This window comes from Actinomyces gerencseriae DSM 6844 (genome assembly GCF_000429265.1).
Taxonomy (GTDB): Bacteria; Actinomycetota; Actinomycetes; order Actinomycetales; family Actinomycetaceae; genus Actinomyces; species Actinomyces gerencseriae.
The window spans coordinates 53,977-69,584 of the sequence record NZ_KE386871.1; the positions used below are offsets into that span (position 1 = coordinate 53,977).

The following is a 15,608-nucleotide window of genomic DNA, read 5'->3' on the forward strand; positions in this document are numbered from 1 at the left end:
CGTAGCCGGGCTGGTCGCCGTAGTCGGGGTAGGCGGGACCGGAGAAGCCCTGCCCCTGCGCCTCGGATCCACCGGCGCCCTCGAGGGGAGCCTCGCCCCCGGACTCCCACTGGGCGGTCTGGCGGTAGTCCCACTGAGTGGTCTGGTAGGCGGCCGCCCCGCCGGCGTCCGATTCGGGAACCGCGCCGTACGCGCCGCCGATCCCATCGGGCGATTCGCCGTCATACATGTGCTGCTCGAAGGCCTGAGGGTCCTCAGAAGCCTCGACACCGCCGAGGTAGACGCGACCGGTGCGCGGGTCGATCCACTCCTCCCCGGCGGCCTCCGCCCGTTCCTTGTCCCGAAGCTCTCTGCGCGACAGCGGCCTGTTCGGGTCGCCGATCTGCGGGATCCCGGCAGTGGTGACTCCATCGGCCTGAGCGAGCCGAGCGGCACGCTCGGCGGAGCGGGCGCGCCGCTGCTCATCCGCACGACGCATCTGGATGTCGATGAGAAGGAGGAACACGCCGACGAGCAGGAGGAGCCCGCCGAGGACGAGTCCCGGAACGAGCCAGGGCGTCGAGACCCTGCGGGGCCAGGACAGTGAGATGCTGGGGGCGGGCGAGGCCCCGTCGGTGGCCGCCAGCACGACCAGGTCGGTGTCGGCGGCGTCCAGGTCGAGTGCGACCGAGCCCTTGTCCGAGGCGGTGGTCAGCCACAGATCGGAATTGCTCGGATCCGCCCCGGAGGCCTCCAGGACGGTGCAGCCGTTCGCATCGGTGCTCGGGGCGGCCGTCGGCGCATCGGAGGCGGTCGCCTCGGCCGTCGCACCGGGAGTCGCTGCCGGAGCAGTCTCATCACCGCACCTAGTTGTGACATCGGTCGCGGACAATCTGTCCCAGCTGTCCATGCCCGTGACGGAGACGTACGGGTCGTTGGCGAGCCAGGCATTGACATCGGCCGAGTGCCCCACTGCGAGGAAGACCTGGTCGTCGCCCGAGGCGGCCGTGGCGGTGACGGTGACCTTGGAGTCGATTCGGTTGAGGACGCCCGGCTGCGTGACGACGTAGTTCTGGGCGGGGGCCGAGGCGAGAGTCGCCTCGGCGGTCGCACCGGGTCGCCAAACAGTGGCGGAGCAGACGGCCAGGATGATGGCGATCAGGCCGAGGACGGCGATGATCGCGCTCAGGATCCGTCGGTTCACGGCGTGACTCTCCTCGAAGTCGTGGACATGGCACCGCTGTCACCGGCCCCTGCGCCGAACGCTGCTCCCACAGAGCCCGGTTGCAGACATCGCCCAGAATCGCACGTTCATTCCATCCGTGCGAGGAGCCCCGCCGAAGATCACAGAGCCTGCGCCCTCAGCGGACGAGCGGCCCGCAGGCGCCTAAAGACACCTGAAAGCCACCTGAATCGGCGTGTCTCCCCGATTCCGCTCGACGTCGGAGCACAATCCGATCATGATCAGGCCCTCAGGGCCTAGGCGCGAAGGGCGCTCTCATGGCTACGATTGGGTCACAGCGGGCCGCGGCGGCCCGCCAGAAGGAGGAGTGACGTGGCCGAGGGGTCTTCTGAGGAATTCGCCATCACCATGCGGGGGTACGACCGCACCCAGGTCGATCAACGCATCAAGGCGCTGTCCCGTCAACTTGGAGATGCCCGCCGCGAGGTCGCCAGCCTCGACCAGCGGGCGATGACGCTCGCCGGCGAGCTCGCCGACGCCCAGCGTCGTCTGCGCGAGGCGGACAAGCCCACCTATGCCGGACTCGGTTCGCGCATCGAGCAGCTCCTGCGCAGCGCCGAGGAGCAGAGCACCTCCGTGCTGTCCAAGGCGAACGCCGAGGCCGACGCGCTCCTGGCTCGCACGCGCGCCAATGCCGCGCACCTGTCCGAGCGCAGCTCCTCCGAGGCGGCAACCATGGTCGCCGACGCCCGGCGGGAGGCCGCCGAGCTGCGATCCCACAGCGAGGCCGAGTCCTCCACCATCCTGGCCAACGCCCAGGCCCGGGCGGACGAGCTCATCGCCTCGGCGCAGCGCAAGGCGGAGCAGATCACCTCCGAGGCCAAGGCGAGCGCGGCCGAGGCCCGGTCCTCGGCCGATCGCGAGGCGCAGCTGACGGTGGCCGCGGCCAAGAAGTCCGCTGCCGAGCTCACCGTGACCGCCGAGCGCGAGGCAGGAGAGACCCGGGAAGCGGCGGAATCGGAGGCCGACGCCCTGAGGCGCTCCTCTCAGGACCAGGCGGACTCGGTGACGGCGACCGCCGCCGAGGAGGCCCGTATCACCGTGGACAAGGCTCGCGCCGAGGCCGACTCCCTGCTGTCGGCCGCTCGCAGCGAGGCGGAGGCGTTGAGGCGCACGAGCACGGCCGAGGCCGAGGCCGCGCGAGCGGAGGCCACGGAACTGCGCCAGCAGGCGCTTCTCGAGATCGCCGCGGCGCACGAGGCGGCGGCCGAGGAGGACTCCACCGCTCACGAGGCCGCGCGCCAGCACATCGAGGAGATGAACCGTCAGGCGCAGGAGCAGGCGGCCCAGGCCGAGGCCCGCCTCGAGGAGGCCCTCACCCGCGCGGAGGCCGTGCGCTCCGAGGTGGACGACACCCTCCGCTCCCGCCAGGAGGAGGCGACGCGCCTGGCCGAGGACACCCTGAACCAGGCCCGTCTTGAGGCGACGGCCCTCCTTGAGGACGCCCGTGCCGACGCCGAGGTCGAGAAGACCACCATGATGCGTCAGATCAAGGAACTCGAGCGCCAGCGCGACTCGGTCGCCAGCTACCTCGAGGAGATGCGCAGCGTGCTCGGCAACGTCATGCCGCAGGCTCCGGAGTTCTCCGACGTCATCAGCGCCGCACTGGCGACCGGCGTTCCGCAGGCCGCGGGCCTGTCCGATGTGGCCGGCAGTGGCGCCAGCGCCGATTCCGCAGGCTCTCCCGAGGCTGCGTCGCAGAGCGCCGGCTCTCCCGAGACGGTCGCCGACACCGATGAGGACCGGTCGCTCCAGGAGGACCTGCTGAGCATGGGCGGCCGCAAGCGCCGCTGAACTCGAACCGGCCCTCCCGGTGATCTCACGACCAGGCGCGGCGCACGAGGGCGAGCGTCTCCTCACGGGTCATGCCCAAGTTGCGCATGGTCGTCACGAAGCACATGGTCTCCCGTTCGGCCGCGGTGTCGGCGAGGTCCATGACATAGGTGCCGTGGCGACCGCGCCCCTCGACAACCCCCTCGAGCTCCAGTTCCCGATAGGCCTTGGCGACCGTGTTGACGGCGACATCGAGCTCGGCCGCCAGCGCACGTGTGGTCGGCAGGCGCACACCGGCGGCCAGGCGACCCGAGGTGACATCGACACGGATCGCAGAGCAGATCTGCGCGAAGACCGGCTCCGAGGAGTCCGGATCCAATGTGATGCGCAGGCGGATAGAGGCGGCCATGTTTCTAGTGTGCGCCTTATCACTCGCTTCCGCATCTTGAGACAGACTCCGGATTGTCAGTCGATCACCCGCCGTCGCACTCGCCTCTCAGGACGCGTCGCCGCCATCCACGGCTACCATAAACGGCGCTTCCAGCAGGCGGTGTGCCAGTGGCGGCGCTCCTCCAGACCGCGATCCGCTCCGAAGAGGGACTCGTTCGACCAGGCGACGACATGCGGCGTTCCCGGCGCGATGCTCCGGTTGCAGCCGGGGCAGGTGTAGGGCTTGTCGCCTCCGCGCAGGTGACGCACGGTGAAATCGGCTCCCCCGGGCCGGTCTGAGTGCGCGGCATCGAGTTCAGCCGCTCCACGTCGAGGGGACGGTGTCCAGCGCCGTAAGGACGTTTGGAGCTGCGTCGTGCCATGGACCCGACCATATCGCCGCGCCGCCCGGACGTCGTCCGGGACCCTGAGCCCGACGGGCACTGAACGAGCACAGAACGAGCACAGAACGAGCACAGAACGAGCACCGAATCAGCCGAGTGCCGGTCGGAGTCATGCGATGGCGCGCTGGGATGGACGACGCGGGGCTCTCCCGGGAGAGTCATTCCCGAGGGAGCCCCGATGCGCGTGTCAGCGCGATGGGACGGCCCGCGTCGGAGCGCGCCCATCGGCGCCCGGTGTCCGGGCCGTCAGACGAGACCCATCTCGGTCACGGCCTTCTTCTCGTCAAGGAGCTCGGCCGCGGAGGCGTCGATCCTGCCGCGAGAGAACTCGTCGATCTCCAGCCCCTGAACGATCCTCCACTCCCCGTCCTCGGAGGTGCAGGGGAAGGAGGAGATGATTCCCTCGGGCACTCCGTAGGAGCCGTCCGACATGATCGAGGCCGAGGTCCAGGAGTAGCCGTCGACTCCCATGCACCAGTCGTGGACGTGATCGATGGCGGCGGAGGCGGCGGACGCGGCCGAGGACGCGCCGCGGGCGGCGATGATGGCGGCACCGCGTCCCGCGACGGTGGGGATGAAGTCCTCCTCGACCCAGGCTCGATCGGCGAGGATGTCGGTGATCGGGGCGCCCTTGACCGTGGCCTGGGTGAGGTCGGGGTACTGGGTCGAGGAGTGGTTGCCCCAGACGGTGACCTTGTCGATGTCGGTGACGTGGCAACCGGCCTTGGCGGCCAGCTGAGCCAGCGCGCGGTTGTGATCCAGGCGGGTCATCGCGGTGAAGCGGGAGGTCGGGATGTCCCCCGCGTGCGAGGCCGCGATCAGCGCGTTGGTGTTGGCGGGGTTGCCGACGACGAGCACCTTGATGTCGTCCGCGGCGCCCGCGTTCAGGGCCTCGCCCTGAGGACCGAAGATGCCGCCGTTGGCGGACAGCAGATCGCTGCGCTCCATACCGGCCTTGCGCGGCATGGAGCCGACGAGGAAGGCGATGTTGGCGCCCTCGAAGGCCTGCTCGGGGTCGTCGAAGATATCGACGTCGCCCAGAGTCGGGAAGGCGGAGTCGAACAGCTCCATCGCGGTGCCCTCGGCTGCCTTGACGGCCTGCGGAATCTCGAGCAGGCGCAGGTTGACGCGCTGGTCGGGACCGAGCAGGGCACCGGAGGCGATGCGGAAGAGCAGCGCGTAACCGATATTGCCTGCGGCACCGGTGACGGTGACGTTGACGGGGGCGTTGGCCATGAAGACTCCTTCGGAATGACGTGTCACTCGGGCCGCGAGCGACGCAGCCCACGGCCCGAGCCTACGGCGAGGACTCGGCGCCGACCCGGGACGATGGGTTCGTCGCCCATGTAATCCCGATCATACGGGCCGTGGCTCGCCCAGCGGCCCGGTCCCGGCCGGCACCGGACGAGCATCCGGCGGTGCCGGGCGATGAGGGGGTGGCGGAGGGCGAGGTCCAGTGCCCGGCTCAGCTCACGGCATCGGCCCCGGCCGCCTCGGCGGAGGCGGTCAGCTCCTCGGGACTGACGAGGCCCTCGACGCTGACGCGGTCGAGGTACTTCATGCCGTCGAAGGAGAGCTCCCGGGCGTTCTCCGGGTCGCCGTCGGCGCCGATCCGACCGCCCGCGAGACGGTCGACGACGATGGCGATGGCGCCGTCACCGGTGACATTGGTGGCGGTGCCGAAGGAGTCCATGGCGATGTACGTGGCGATCATGAGGGCGACCTGCGCGTCGTCGAAGCCGAGCATGGAGGACAGCAGTCCCGTGGCCGCCATGATGGCCCCGCCGGGAACGCCCGGGGCGGCGACCATGGTGATGCCGAGCATGAAGATGAAGCCGACCCATTGCGCCGTCGAGACGCTCAATCCCTGGGTGAGCACGATCGCGAAGGCGAAGGAGAAGATCTTCGAGGTCGAGCCGGCCAGGTGGATGGTGGCGCACAGCGGGATGGTGAAGGAGGCGACGGCGTCCGACACGCCGTTCCTCCTGGTCTGGGCCAGCGTCACGGGGATCGTCGCCGCCGAGGAGGAGGTGCCCAGGGCGGTCAGGTAGGCGGGCATCATGGTCGCCAGCGCCCGCACGGGATTCCTGCCGCCGATGATGCCGGCCACGACGTACTGGACGCCGAGGATGACGACCTCCAGGATGAGGACCACGACGACGACCCGCAGGAGCGTGCGCATGACGGACCACGCCTCGCCGGTGTAGGTGAGGTTGAGGAAGATGCCGAAGATGTGCAGGGGCAGCAGCGGGATGATGATCCGCTCGATGAGCCTGGTGATGATGGCGCGGAACTCGATGAAGCCCTTGCGGAGGACGCCGCGCGGGATGAGCGACAGGCCGATGCCGACGACGAAGGAGAGCAGGAGAGCGGTCATGACCGGGACCGCGGCCGGCATCTCGATGCTGAAGTACGTCTCCAGCGCGCTGCCGGGCTCCTCGACGCCGGACAGCGATGTGCTGGCCAGCAGCCGGGGGAACAGCGCGGCGCACACGACGTAGGTGAGAAAGCCCGAGAAGAGGGTGGAGGCGTAGGCGATGGCCGTCGTGATGCCGAGCCACCTGCCGGCGCCGCGGCCGAGGTCGGCGATCGCCGGAGTCACCAGCCCGATGATGATCAGCGGGATGGCGAAGGTCAGGAACTGGCTGAACAGGGCGGAGAAGGTCGCGAAGACCCGGCCCACGGCCTGCGGGAGGAACGGCTCCCCGCCGATCCTGATAGCGCCCAGGGCGAGGGAGAGTGCGATGGCGGCGAGCACCCACACGAGGATGCCGCCGGCTGAGAGCGCCTTGCGAAGATATGACACGGAGAAACTGCCCTTTCGGCCGGGGCGGGCGGTCGGGAGCCGCCTCACTGCGCCGCAGCATGCCACAGGAAGGATGATGACCGGGGGTCGTATCTCGCGGACTGATCCCGGCGGCGGGCGAGCGGCGGGCGCGGATCCCTCGCATCCCTCCGCGCGGGACGGCCGTCAGACGACTCGCGGCAGGTCCGCGTAGTACGTCAGGATGAACAGGGCCGCCGCGAGGAGGATCCCGAAGAGGACGTCGAAGAGGCGCCCGCGCGCGGCCATCCAGGTGCCGTCGGGCCGTTGGAGACGCAGGAGCGCGAACAGCAGCACGCCCGTGCCGAGCCACACGATCGCCAGGCGACGGTGCCCCAGCAGGGAGATCACGGGCATCGCCGTCAGGCCGAGCGCCACCGCGAGCACTGCCAGCGTCCGGTAGGGCTCCTTGTGCTCGGCCGGCGGCCGGGCCACGGGAAGCCCCGCCTGCGCCCACGCGTCCTCGGCCGAGGGCCGCGGAGAGTGCGGGGCTCGCGGTCGATCCGCCGGCGGCTCCGCATCGGCGGTGCCCGGAGTGCTCTGGTCCTGGCTCACGGCCGTCATCGTACCGGTGCCCGCCGACGGATCATCAGTGGGCGAAGTGACGGGAGCCGGTGACGTACATGGTGACGCCGGCCGCCCGGGCGGCGGCGATGACCTCGTCATCGCGAATGGAGCCGCCGGGCTGGACGACGGCGGTGACGCCGGCGTCGATGAGGACCTGGAGGCCGTCGGCGAAGGGGAAGAAGGCGTCGGACGCGGCGACCGCACCGCGGGCGCGCTCGGGCGGCCCGCTTCGAAGGGCCTCGGGAGCGGACGCGTCACCGGTCGCTCGAGCGCCCAGGGTATTGGCGCGCTCGACGGCCAGCCTGCAGGAGTCGACTCGATTGACCTGACCCATGCCCACGCCCACGGTTGCGCCGTCCCTCGCCAGGAGGATCGCGTTCGAGCGGACGGAGCGCACGGACAGCCACGCGAAGCGCAGGTCGGCGAGCGTCCTCCCGTCCGCCGCCTCACCGGCGACGAGCCGCCAGGTCGTCGGATCGGCGTCCCCGGACTGATAGGTGTCGCGCTCCTGGATGACGGCGCCCCCCGAGATCGGCCTGATCTCATAGCCCTCCCGTCCCGGGGGCTCGACGACGAGCAGACGCAGGTTCTTCTTGGCGGACAGGATCTCCACGGCCTCGTCGGCGAACGCGGGCGCGGCGACGACCTCGGTGAAGATCGGCCTGATCTGCCGGGCCATCTCGGCGCTCACGGCGGCATTGGTGGCGATGACCCCGCCGTAGGCGGAGACGGGGTCGCAGGCGTGGGCCCTGCGGTGGGCCTCGGCGACGTCGCCGGTGGCCGACACGGCGATGCCGCAGGGGTTGGCGTGCTTGACGACCGCGACCGCGACGGCGTCGCCATGATCGTGCACGGCCCGGAGCGCGGCGTCGGTGTCGGTGTAGTTGTTGTAGCTCATGGCCTTGCCGTGCAGCCGGCGGGCTCCCGCCACTCCCCCGGCGGCGCCCGGAGCGCGGTAGACGGCGGCGGCCTGGTGCGGGTTCTCCCCGTAGCGCAGACCGGCGAGGCGCTCGTAGCCGGCGCCGACATACGCGGGCGGAATGGGAGCGGGGGCCCCTGACCCGGAGGCCTCGTCACCGGTCGCAGTCATGACCCCGGTACCAGTTCCGGCCTGCGCGGCGTCGTGCTCGGTCTGCTCGGCCAGCCAGGTGGCGACGGCGGCGTCGTAGGCGGCCGTGCGCGCGAGGGCCCGGGCCGCCAGGAGCCGGCGCTGGGCGAGGGTGAAGCCCCCGGCGCGCACGGCGGCGGCCGCCTCGTCGTAGGCGGAGGGCTCGACGACGACGGCGACGCCGGAGTGGTTCTTGGCGGCGGCCCGAACCATGGCGGGCCCGCCGATGTCGATCTGCTCGATGCAGGCGTCGAAGCCGGCGCCCGAGGCGACGGTATCGGCGAAGGGGTAGAGGTTGACCACGACGAGGTCGATCGGGGACACGTCCAGCTCCGCGAGCCGGTTCATGTGCTCGGTCCTGCGACGGTCGGCGAGGATCCCGGCGTGGATGGCCGGGTGCAGTGTCTTGACGCGCCCCTGAAGGCACTCGGGGAAGCCGGTGACGTCCTCGACCGGCGTCACGGGCAGGCCCGCGCCCGCGATGGTGGCGGCGGTGGAACCAGTGGAGAGGATCTCGACGTCGGCGTCGATGAGGGCGGTCGCCAGCCCGATCAGGCCCGTCTTGTCGTGGACGGAGATCAGGGCCCGGCGCACGGGGACCCTGTCCGGATCATCCGGATCCGGGCCGGTCGGCCTCCGGGTGTGCTGGTCGGGGACGGCGGACTTGGACTGAGTGGCCACGGGCGCTCCTGGTGCGATCGGCTGCGGGGACGCCCAGGCGGGCGACGTCCCCTGCTCATGATCGGCGGCCGTTCCCCGGTGGTGCCCCACCCTCGCCAGTCACGGCCAGCGCCAGTCTAGCCGCCCCCGCCCGTCCCCCCGCCCATTCCGTCTCCTCCGTGTCCGTGCGGATCACCCCGCGGACTCACCCCCCGCCATCGCCATGCGCCGCCATTCGCTCCGGGCGGTGCGTCGGGCCGGAGAGCCGGAGCGGGCGGAGAGGCCGGTCCGACCGGTCCCGCAGAGCTCATCGCGGTCCCCCGGCGCTGCGGCGGGCGGCATCAGTCCCGCTCGGCGGCGGGCCCGTCGTCGGCTCCGTCGGCGCGAGCGCGGCGGGACTCGCGGGCGGCGGCGCGTCGCTCCCGGACCGCCTCGACGCCGGCATCCATGCGCTCGCGCGTGCTGTGCAGAGAGGTGTCGGCGGCATCGGCGGTCGCCGCCATCCCTCGTGCGGTCAGTCGGCGGGTGGTGGGATGGGTGAGCGCCGCGACGGCGACGAGCCCGACCCCGACCTCCAGGGCGATGAAGAGGCATAGGTGGCCGAGGTGCGGGCCGACCCGGGCCATCCGGCCGGGACCGATCGGTCCGGAGGCCGCCAGGGCCAGGACCAGGCAGCCGAGTGTCACGACGAGGGTCGCGGTCACGGCGGCCAGGAGGGACTCGCCGAGCTCGAGCCCGAGGAGCTCCCGACGTCGTCGCCAGGCCGCGCCCATGGCGGCGATCGTGATGACCATGGGCAGGTAGACGCCCGCGGCGCCGAGCGGCGCGTCGGGCAGCAGCCCCAGTATCGGCATGGCCGGAACCGTGTCGGCGATGACGACGTCGGGCGAGAACAGGCTGCCGGTCCCCACTGTGAAGCCCGGGCCCGCAAGCCAGGCGAGCGCCCACACGAGCATGGTCGGCACCCAGCCCGCCTGCAGCGCGATGAGTCCGAGAGAGGCCGTGATCCCCCCGGCGGACAGGGCGTCGTGAAGACGTCCGACGCGTCCGGCTCCCTGGACGACGGCCACCGCTGCGACAACGGCGACCAGCATGGCCATGGCCACGGCCGTGCCGCGCACGAGGCCGAGGGCGGGATCCGCCCAACGGGGGCGGCGCGACCACCATCGATCCGCTCCGGGCAGGCCCCGCCCGGAGCGCTGAAGATGACCGAAGACGAGGAGCGCCGTCAGGGCGCCGAGTCCCGGCACCGCCGTCCACATGCGGGACTCCTCCGGGCTCGAGGCGATGATGATGAGGGCCCCGGTCGCCATCGCGGTCAGAACCGTCCACAGTCCCGAGAGCGAGCGGATGAGGTGCGAGCGATGCACGGACCACCGGATGATGAGCGCCTGGAGGATAGTGGCTCCCATCAGCGGCAGGCCGATGACGCCGTCGGGACTCGCGGGGCTCCCCCACGCACCGCCCAGGCCCAGGCCCCACAGGCCGGTGCCGGTGCGCAGGGCGGTCCCCACGGACAGGGCCGCCGCGGCGTCCATGGAGGAGGTGGCGGCGAAGACGGCGAGCGTCGGCACCACGATGAGCAGCCAGCCCGCCAGCACCGGCTCCAGACCCGCACGCACGGCGAAGGGCCAGTCGGCGGGCACCACCAGGCGCAGCCGCCCGGCGCGGGTGGTCTCGTCGGCGTCCGAGACCACCCGACCGCGTCGCGCCCGGGCCTCCCCCGCGCTCACGCCCGCTCCGCCGCGCCGACGACCTTCCGATGCGCATCGCGAGCGAGGGCGGCGGTCTCGCTGGGAGTGCGTCCCACGTGCGCGCCCGCGGCCTCCAGCGCCGCCTTCTTGGCACGGGCGGTGCCGGAGGATCCGGAGACGATGGCGCCGGCGTGCCCCATGGTCCGGCCCTCCGGAGCGGTGAAGCCGGCGACGTAGGCGACGACGGGCTTGGTCATGGAGGATCGGATGTAGGCGGCGGCGCGTTCCTCGGCGTCCCCCCCGATCTCCCCGATCATGACGACCAGCTCGGTATCGGGATCCGCCTCGAAGGCGGCCAGGGCGTCGATGTGGCTCGTGCCGACGACGGGGTCGCCGCCGATGCCGACGCAGGTGGTGAAGCCGAGGTCGCGCAGCTCGTGCATGAGCTGGTAGGTCAGCGTTCCCGACTTCGAGACCAGGCCGACAGGGCCGGAGCCGGTGATATCGGGCGGGGTGATGCCGACGTTGGAGCGGGTCGGGGAGATGATGCCCGGGCAGTTCGGGCCGATGATCCGCGCCCCGCGCTCGGCGGCGTAGGCATGGGCGTAGACCGCGTCGGCCACGGGGATGCCCTCGGTGATGACGACGATGAGGCGCATGCCGGCGTCGACGGCCTCGATGATCGCCTCCCTGGCGAAGGCCGGGGGGACGAAGATCGCCGAGACGGCGGCGCCGGTGGCCCGCCCGGCCTCGGCGACGGCGCCGTGGACCGGCACCTCGACGGTGCCGGGGCGCACGCCGAGCGCTTCGGCGCCGGGGCCGAGAGGAGCCACGTCGAAGGCGACCGTGGCGCCGGCCTTGCGCGGATTGACTCCGGCGACGACTTTCGTGCCGGCGCAGAGCATGCGGCGGGTGTGCTTGCGGCCCTCGGAGCCGGTCATGCCCTGGACGATGACGCGGTCGCTCTCGGTGAGGAAGATGCTCATGGCTCAGACCTCCCGCTCGGTGGCGGTGCTGTGGGAGATGTCGCAGGCGATCCGGGCGACGGCGTCGGCCGCGCCGTCCATGGTCCCGACGACGGTGACGCCCGGCAGGGCGGCCTCGGCGAGGATCCGGTGGGCGAGATCCGCGTTGTTGCCGTCCAGGCGCACGACGATGGGCTTGTCGACGTCCTCCAGGGAGCCGACGGCGGCCACGATGCCCCGGGCGACGGTGTCGCAGGAGGTGATGCCGCCGAAGACGTTGACGAGGACGGCGCGCACCTGCGGGTCCGAGGCCACCACCTCCAGGCCGGTGGCCATGACCTCGGCCGAGGATCCGCCGCCCAGGTCCAGGAAGTTGGCCGGGCGCATGCCGCCGTGGTGCTCGCCGGCCCCCGCGACCGCGTCGAGAGTGGACATGACCAGTCCGGCCCCGTTGCCGAGCACCCCGATCTCGCCGCTCAGGCGGACATAGCTCAGGCCGGCCTCCTCGGCGCGGGTCTCGAGCGGGTCGGCGCCGGAGGCGTCATGGAGGGCCGCGTGCTCGGGGTGCCGGAAGGACGCGTTGTCGTCGAGCGTGACCTTGCCGTCCAGGGCCAGGACGGCGCCGTCCGAGGTGAGCGCGAGGGGGTTGACCTCCACGAGGGTGGCGTCCTCGGCGGTGACGACCTCCCACAGGCGCACGATGACCTCGGCGACCCGGGTGGCCGTGGGGCCGGGCTCGAAGCCCGCCGTCCCGACGATCTCCGCGGCGACGTCGTCGGTGAGGCCGGCCAGGGGATCGACGGCGACCCGTGCGAGCGCCTCCGGGCGCTCGGCGGCGAGGGCCTCGATGTCCATGCCGCCCTCGCGCGAGCACATGGCCAGGTAGCGCCGCTCCGCCCGGTCCAGGAGGACGGAGAAGTAGAACTCGGAGTCGATATCGGCGCCCTCGGAGATGAGGACGGTGCGCACCACGTGCCCCTTGATGTCCATGCCCAGGATGTCGCGGGCGCGGTCCTCGGCCTCCTGGGCGGTGCGGGCGAGCCTGACGCCGCCGGCCTTGCCACGGCCGCCGGTCTTGACCTGGGCCTTGACGACGACCAGGGACGAGCCGGCCCCGAACAGCTCCGCGGCGGCCTCTCGCGCGCCCTCGGGAGTCGTGGCGATCGCGCCGTCGAGCACCGGCACGCCGTGCGCTCGGAACAGGTCTCGCGCCTGGTACTCGTACAGATCCATCCAGTCCATCCTTCCGGGCCCGCGCACCGCGGATCCGCGGTCGATCCTCGCGCGCCGCACGTGCGGGCCAGGCGACAAGGGTAGCGCGCCGGGAAGGTCGGGAGCCGATGAATCCGCGCGCGAGTCGGGACCAACGTCCGCATCGGGTCGAGGACCGCTCCGACGCCGGTACGGGCGGGCCGAGCCCGGCGAGCACGAGCGCCGGGGGCGCCTCCGGGCGGCACCGGAGGGATCGGACGGGCGCGCCGGGTGACGGACGAGGGGGAAGAAGCGCCTCGTCCGCGTGACGCGGGCCCCATCGACGGGAGACAATAGGGGGCCATCGGACCAGCCGGACACCGCTAGGAGATCACGTGAAAGAGGGACACCGATGACCGCCGCGCTTGCCAGCACCACGACCGCCGCACCAGGACCGGTGAAGATCGGCGTCCTGACCTCCGGCGGCGACGCGCAGGGCATGAATGCCGCCGTGCGCGCCGTCGTCCGCACCGCCCTGCGCATGGGCGCCCGGCCCTACGCGGTTATGGAGGGCTGGGCCGGCGCCGTCGCCGGGGGCGACGGCATCCGCCCGCTCGAGTGGGACTCGGTCGGCTCGATCCTCCACCGCGGCGGCACGATCATCGGCACCGCCCGCTCGGCGGAGTTCCGCGAGCGCGCCGGGCAGCTGGCCGCCGCCCGCAACCTCCTGGAGCACGACATCGACCGTCTCGTCGTCATCGGCGGCGACGGCTCGCTCACCGGTACCGATGTGTTCCGCACGAACTGGCCCGGGCTGCTCGCCGAGCTGGTCGAGCGCGGCGAGATCACCCCCGAGACGGCCGCGGCCCACCCGGCGCTCATGGTGACCGGCATCGTCGGGAGCATCGACAACGACCTCGTCGGCGCGGACATGACCATCGGCACCGACTCCGCCCTGCACCGCATCCTCGAGGCGATCGACGACATCTCCTCCACCGCCGCCTCCCACCAGCGCACCTTCATCATCGAGGTCATGGGGCGTCACTGCGGCTACCTGGCGCTCATGGCCGCGGTCGCCGGCGGATGCGACTACGTCCTGGTGCCCGAGCTCCCGCCGCCCGGCGGCTGGGAGGAGGACATGTGCCGCAAGCTCGCCAAGGGCCGCGAGGCCGGGCGCCGCGAGTCCATGGTCGTCGTCGCCGAGGGCGCGACCGACCGGGCCGGGAACCGCATCTCCGCCGACGACGTCAAGCGCGTGCTGGCCGAACGGCTGGGCGAGGACGCCCGCGTCACGATCCTGGGGCACGTCCAGCGCGGTGGTAAGCCGAGCGCCTACGACCGGTGGATGTCGACCCTGCTGGGCTGCGCGGCCGCCCGCGAGGTGCTCGTCGCCACGGCCGAGACGGAGCCCGTCATCATCGCCGAGCGCCACAACCGCATCAGTCGCCTGCCCATGATGGAGCAGGTCCGCGCCACGCGCGCGGTCAAGGAGCTCGTGGCCGACGAGGACTACGAGGGGGCGGTGGCCGCCCGCGGCGCGAGCTTCGGGGAGATGCTGCAGATCTTCGAGACCATGTCCACTCCCCCTGAGCTCGACCCCGAGGTCGTCGCCCCGCCCCAGGAGACGGGCGCCCCCTCCAAGCGGGTCGCCATCATCCACGCGGGCGGCCTCGCCCCCGGCATGAACACGGCGGCGCGCGCCGCGGTGCGCCTCGGCCTGGACCACAGCTTCACCATGCTCGGGGTCTACGGGGGCTTCCCCGGGCTCCTCGACGGCGATGTGCGCGAGCTGAGCTGGGACGATGTCGAGGGCTGGGTCGGGGACGGCGGCGCCGAGCTCGGCACGCGGCGCGAGATCCCCACCATCGAGCAGCTCTACGCGCTGGGACGCGCCATCGAGTCCCACAGGATCGATGCCCTGCTCATCATCGGCGGGTTCAACGCCTACCTGTCCGCGCACGAGCTGGTCAGCGAGCGGGACCGCTACCCCGCCTTCAAGATCCCGATCATCTGCGTGCCCGCCTCGATCGACAACAACCTGCCGGGCAGCGAGCTGAGCATCGGCGCGGACACCGCCCTGAACAACGCCGTCGGCGCGCTGGACTCGATCAAGCAGTCGGCTGCCGCCTCCCACCGCTGCTTCGTGGCCGAGTCGATGGGGCGCAAGTGCGGCTACCTCGCCCTCATGAGCGGCATCGCCACCGGAGCCGAGCGCGTCTACCTCAACGAGGACGGCCTCACGCTGGCCCAGCTCGCCCAGGACTCGGCGCGCATGGTGGAGTCGTTCCGCTCGGGCCGCCAGCTCTACCTGGTGATCCGCAACGAGCGGGCGAGCAGGAACTACACCCTGGACGTGCTCGCCAAGATCTTCGCCCAGGAGGGCCGCGGCCTCTACGACGTGCGCCACGCGGCGATCGGCCACCTGCAGCAGGGCGGGGACCCGTCCTCCTTCGACCGCATCATGGCCACCAAGCTCGTGGCGCACGCCCTCGGCCTGCTGGCGGACCAGCTGGAGGCCGGGACCCACCACTCCAGCTACGTGGGCCTGATGGAGGGGCGGATCTCCCACCACCGCCTGGAGCGCATGAACGATGAGCTGGACCTGGCCGCGCGCAGGCCCCTCCATCAGTGGTGGATGGGCCTGCGCGACGCCATCGGCCTGGTCAGTCAGAACACGGGCGTCCTCCCCCTGGAGGGCGTTCCCGACTTCGGCGCGTCGGTGAGCGCCGCGGCCACGGCCTCGGACTGACTGCACCGACCACGACCGGCTA

Annotated in this window: 11 protein-coding genes, 1 pseudogene and 1 riboswitch; of the genes and pseudogenes, 2 read left to right on the forward strand and 10 right to left on the reverse strand. The window is 71.9% G+C overall.

From position 1 onward, the window contains the following. On the reverse strand, nucleotides 1-1,183 hold a 1,183-nt coding region (locus G448_RS18430; RefSeq protein WP_211227997.1), incomplete at its 3' end, for a hypothetical protein. A gap of 351 nt (nucleotides 1,184-1,534) precedes the next feature. Between G448_RS18430 and G448_RS0109785 the strand changes: the two genes are divergently transcribed. Next, on the forward strand, nucleotides 1,535-3,016 hold the full coding sequence (locus tag G448_RS0109785) for a hypothetical protein (RefSeq protein WP_026407824.1): 1,482 nt from the start codon (nucleotides 1,535-1,537) through the stop codon (nucleotides 3,014-3,016). Between the two features lie 25 nt (nucleotides 3,017-3,041). Here the strand turns inward: G448_RS0109785 and G448_RS0109790 are convergent, their stop codons facing one another. From G448_RS0109790 to sucC, 9 genes and pseudogenes are all read right to left on the reverse strand, one after another. Further along, entirely contained in the window at nucleotides 3,042-3,404 is a 363-nt protein-coding gene (locus G448_RS0109790; protein WP_026407825.1) for a GntR family transcriptional regulator, read from the reverse strand. 113 nt (nucleotides 3,405-3,517) lie between these two features. After that, nucleotides 3,518-3,807, reverse strand: a pseudogene (locus G448_RS16110) (hypothetical protein). 267 nt (nucleotides 3,808-4,074) lie between these two features. Continuing rightward, complete coding sequence (locus G448_RS0109800; RefSeq protein ID WP_026407826.1) at nucleotides 4,075-5,064, reverse strand: malate dehydrogenase; 990 nt, start codon at nucleotides 5,062-5,064, stop codon at nucleotides 4,075-4,077. 229 nt (nucleotides 5,065-5,293) lie between these two features. Continuing rightward, nucleotides 5,294-6,634 (reverse strand): dicarboxylate/amino acid:cation symporter, encoded by a 1,341-nt coding sequence (locus G448_RS0109805; RefSeq protein WP_026407827.1) that lies wholly within the window; start codon nucleotides 6,632-6,634, stop codon nucleotides 5,294-5,296. A 165-nt stretch (nucleotides 6,635-6,799) separates the two neighbouring features. Then, on the reverse strand, nucleotides 6,800-7,216 hold the full coding sequence (locus G448_RS16115) for a DUF3017 domain-containing protein (RefSeq protein WP_026407828.1): 417 nt from the start codon (nucleotides 7,214-7,216) through the stop codon (nucleotides 6,800-6,802). A gap of 25 nt (nucleotides 7,217-7,241) precedes the next feature. Further along, nucleotides 7,242-9,008 (reverse strand): bifunctional phosphoribosylaminoimidazolecarboxamide formyltransferase/IMP cyclohydrolase, encoded by a 1,767-nt coding sequence (gene purH / locus G448_RS0109815; protein ID WP_026407829.1) that lies wholly within the window; start codon nucleotides 9,006-9,008, stop codon nucleotides 7,242-7,244. 24 nt (nucleotides 9,009-9,032) lie between these two features. After that, nucleotides 9,033-9,121, reverse strand: a riboswitch (ZMP/ZTP riboswitch). A gap of 207 nt (nucleotides 9,122-9,328) precedes the next feature. Then, nucleotides 9,329-10,720, reverse strand: coding sequence for a cell division protein PerM (locus tag G448_RS16120; protein WP_245572283.1), 1,392 nt, complete (start codon nucleotides 10,718-10,720; stop codon nucleotides 9,329-9,331). Further along, the gene (sucD, locus tag G448_RS0109825; RefSeq protein ID WP_026407830.1) at nucleotides 10,717-11,667 is read right to left on the reverse strand and encodes a succinate--CoA ligase subunit alpha; all 951 of its coding nucleotides are present in this window, start codon (nucleotides 11,665-11,667) and stop codon (nucleotides 10,717-10,719) included. Before sucD ends, G448_RS16120 begins: the two co-directional genes overlap by 4 nt. Nucleotides 11,668-11,670: 3 nt before the next feature. Next, a complete protein-coding gene (gene sucC, locus G448_RS0109830; RefSeq protein WP_026407831.1) occupies nucleotides 11,671-12,879 on the reverse strand; it encodes an ADP-forming succinate--CoA ligase subunit beta in 1,209 nt (402 codons plus the stop codon). A gap of 370 nt (nucleotides 12,880-13,249) precedes the next feature. Here sucC and G448_RS0109835 point away from each other — a divergent pair, with 370 nt between their 5' ends. Next, nucleotides 13,250-15,586: a 6-phosphofructokinase gene (locus G448_RS0109835; protein WP_026407832.1), complete on the forward strand. Its 2,337-nt coding sequence runs from the start codon at nucleotides 13,250-13,252 to the stop codon at nucleotides 15,584-15,586. The last annotated feature ends 22 nt before the right edge of the window (nucleotides 15,587-15,608 follow it).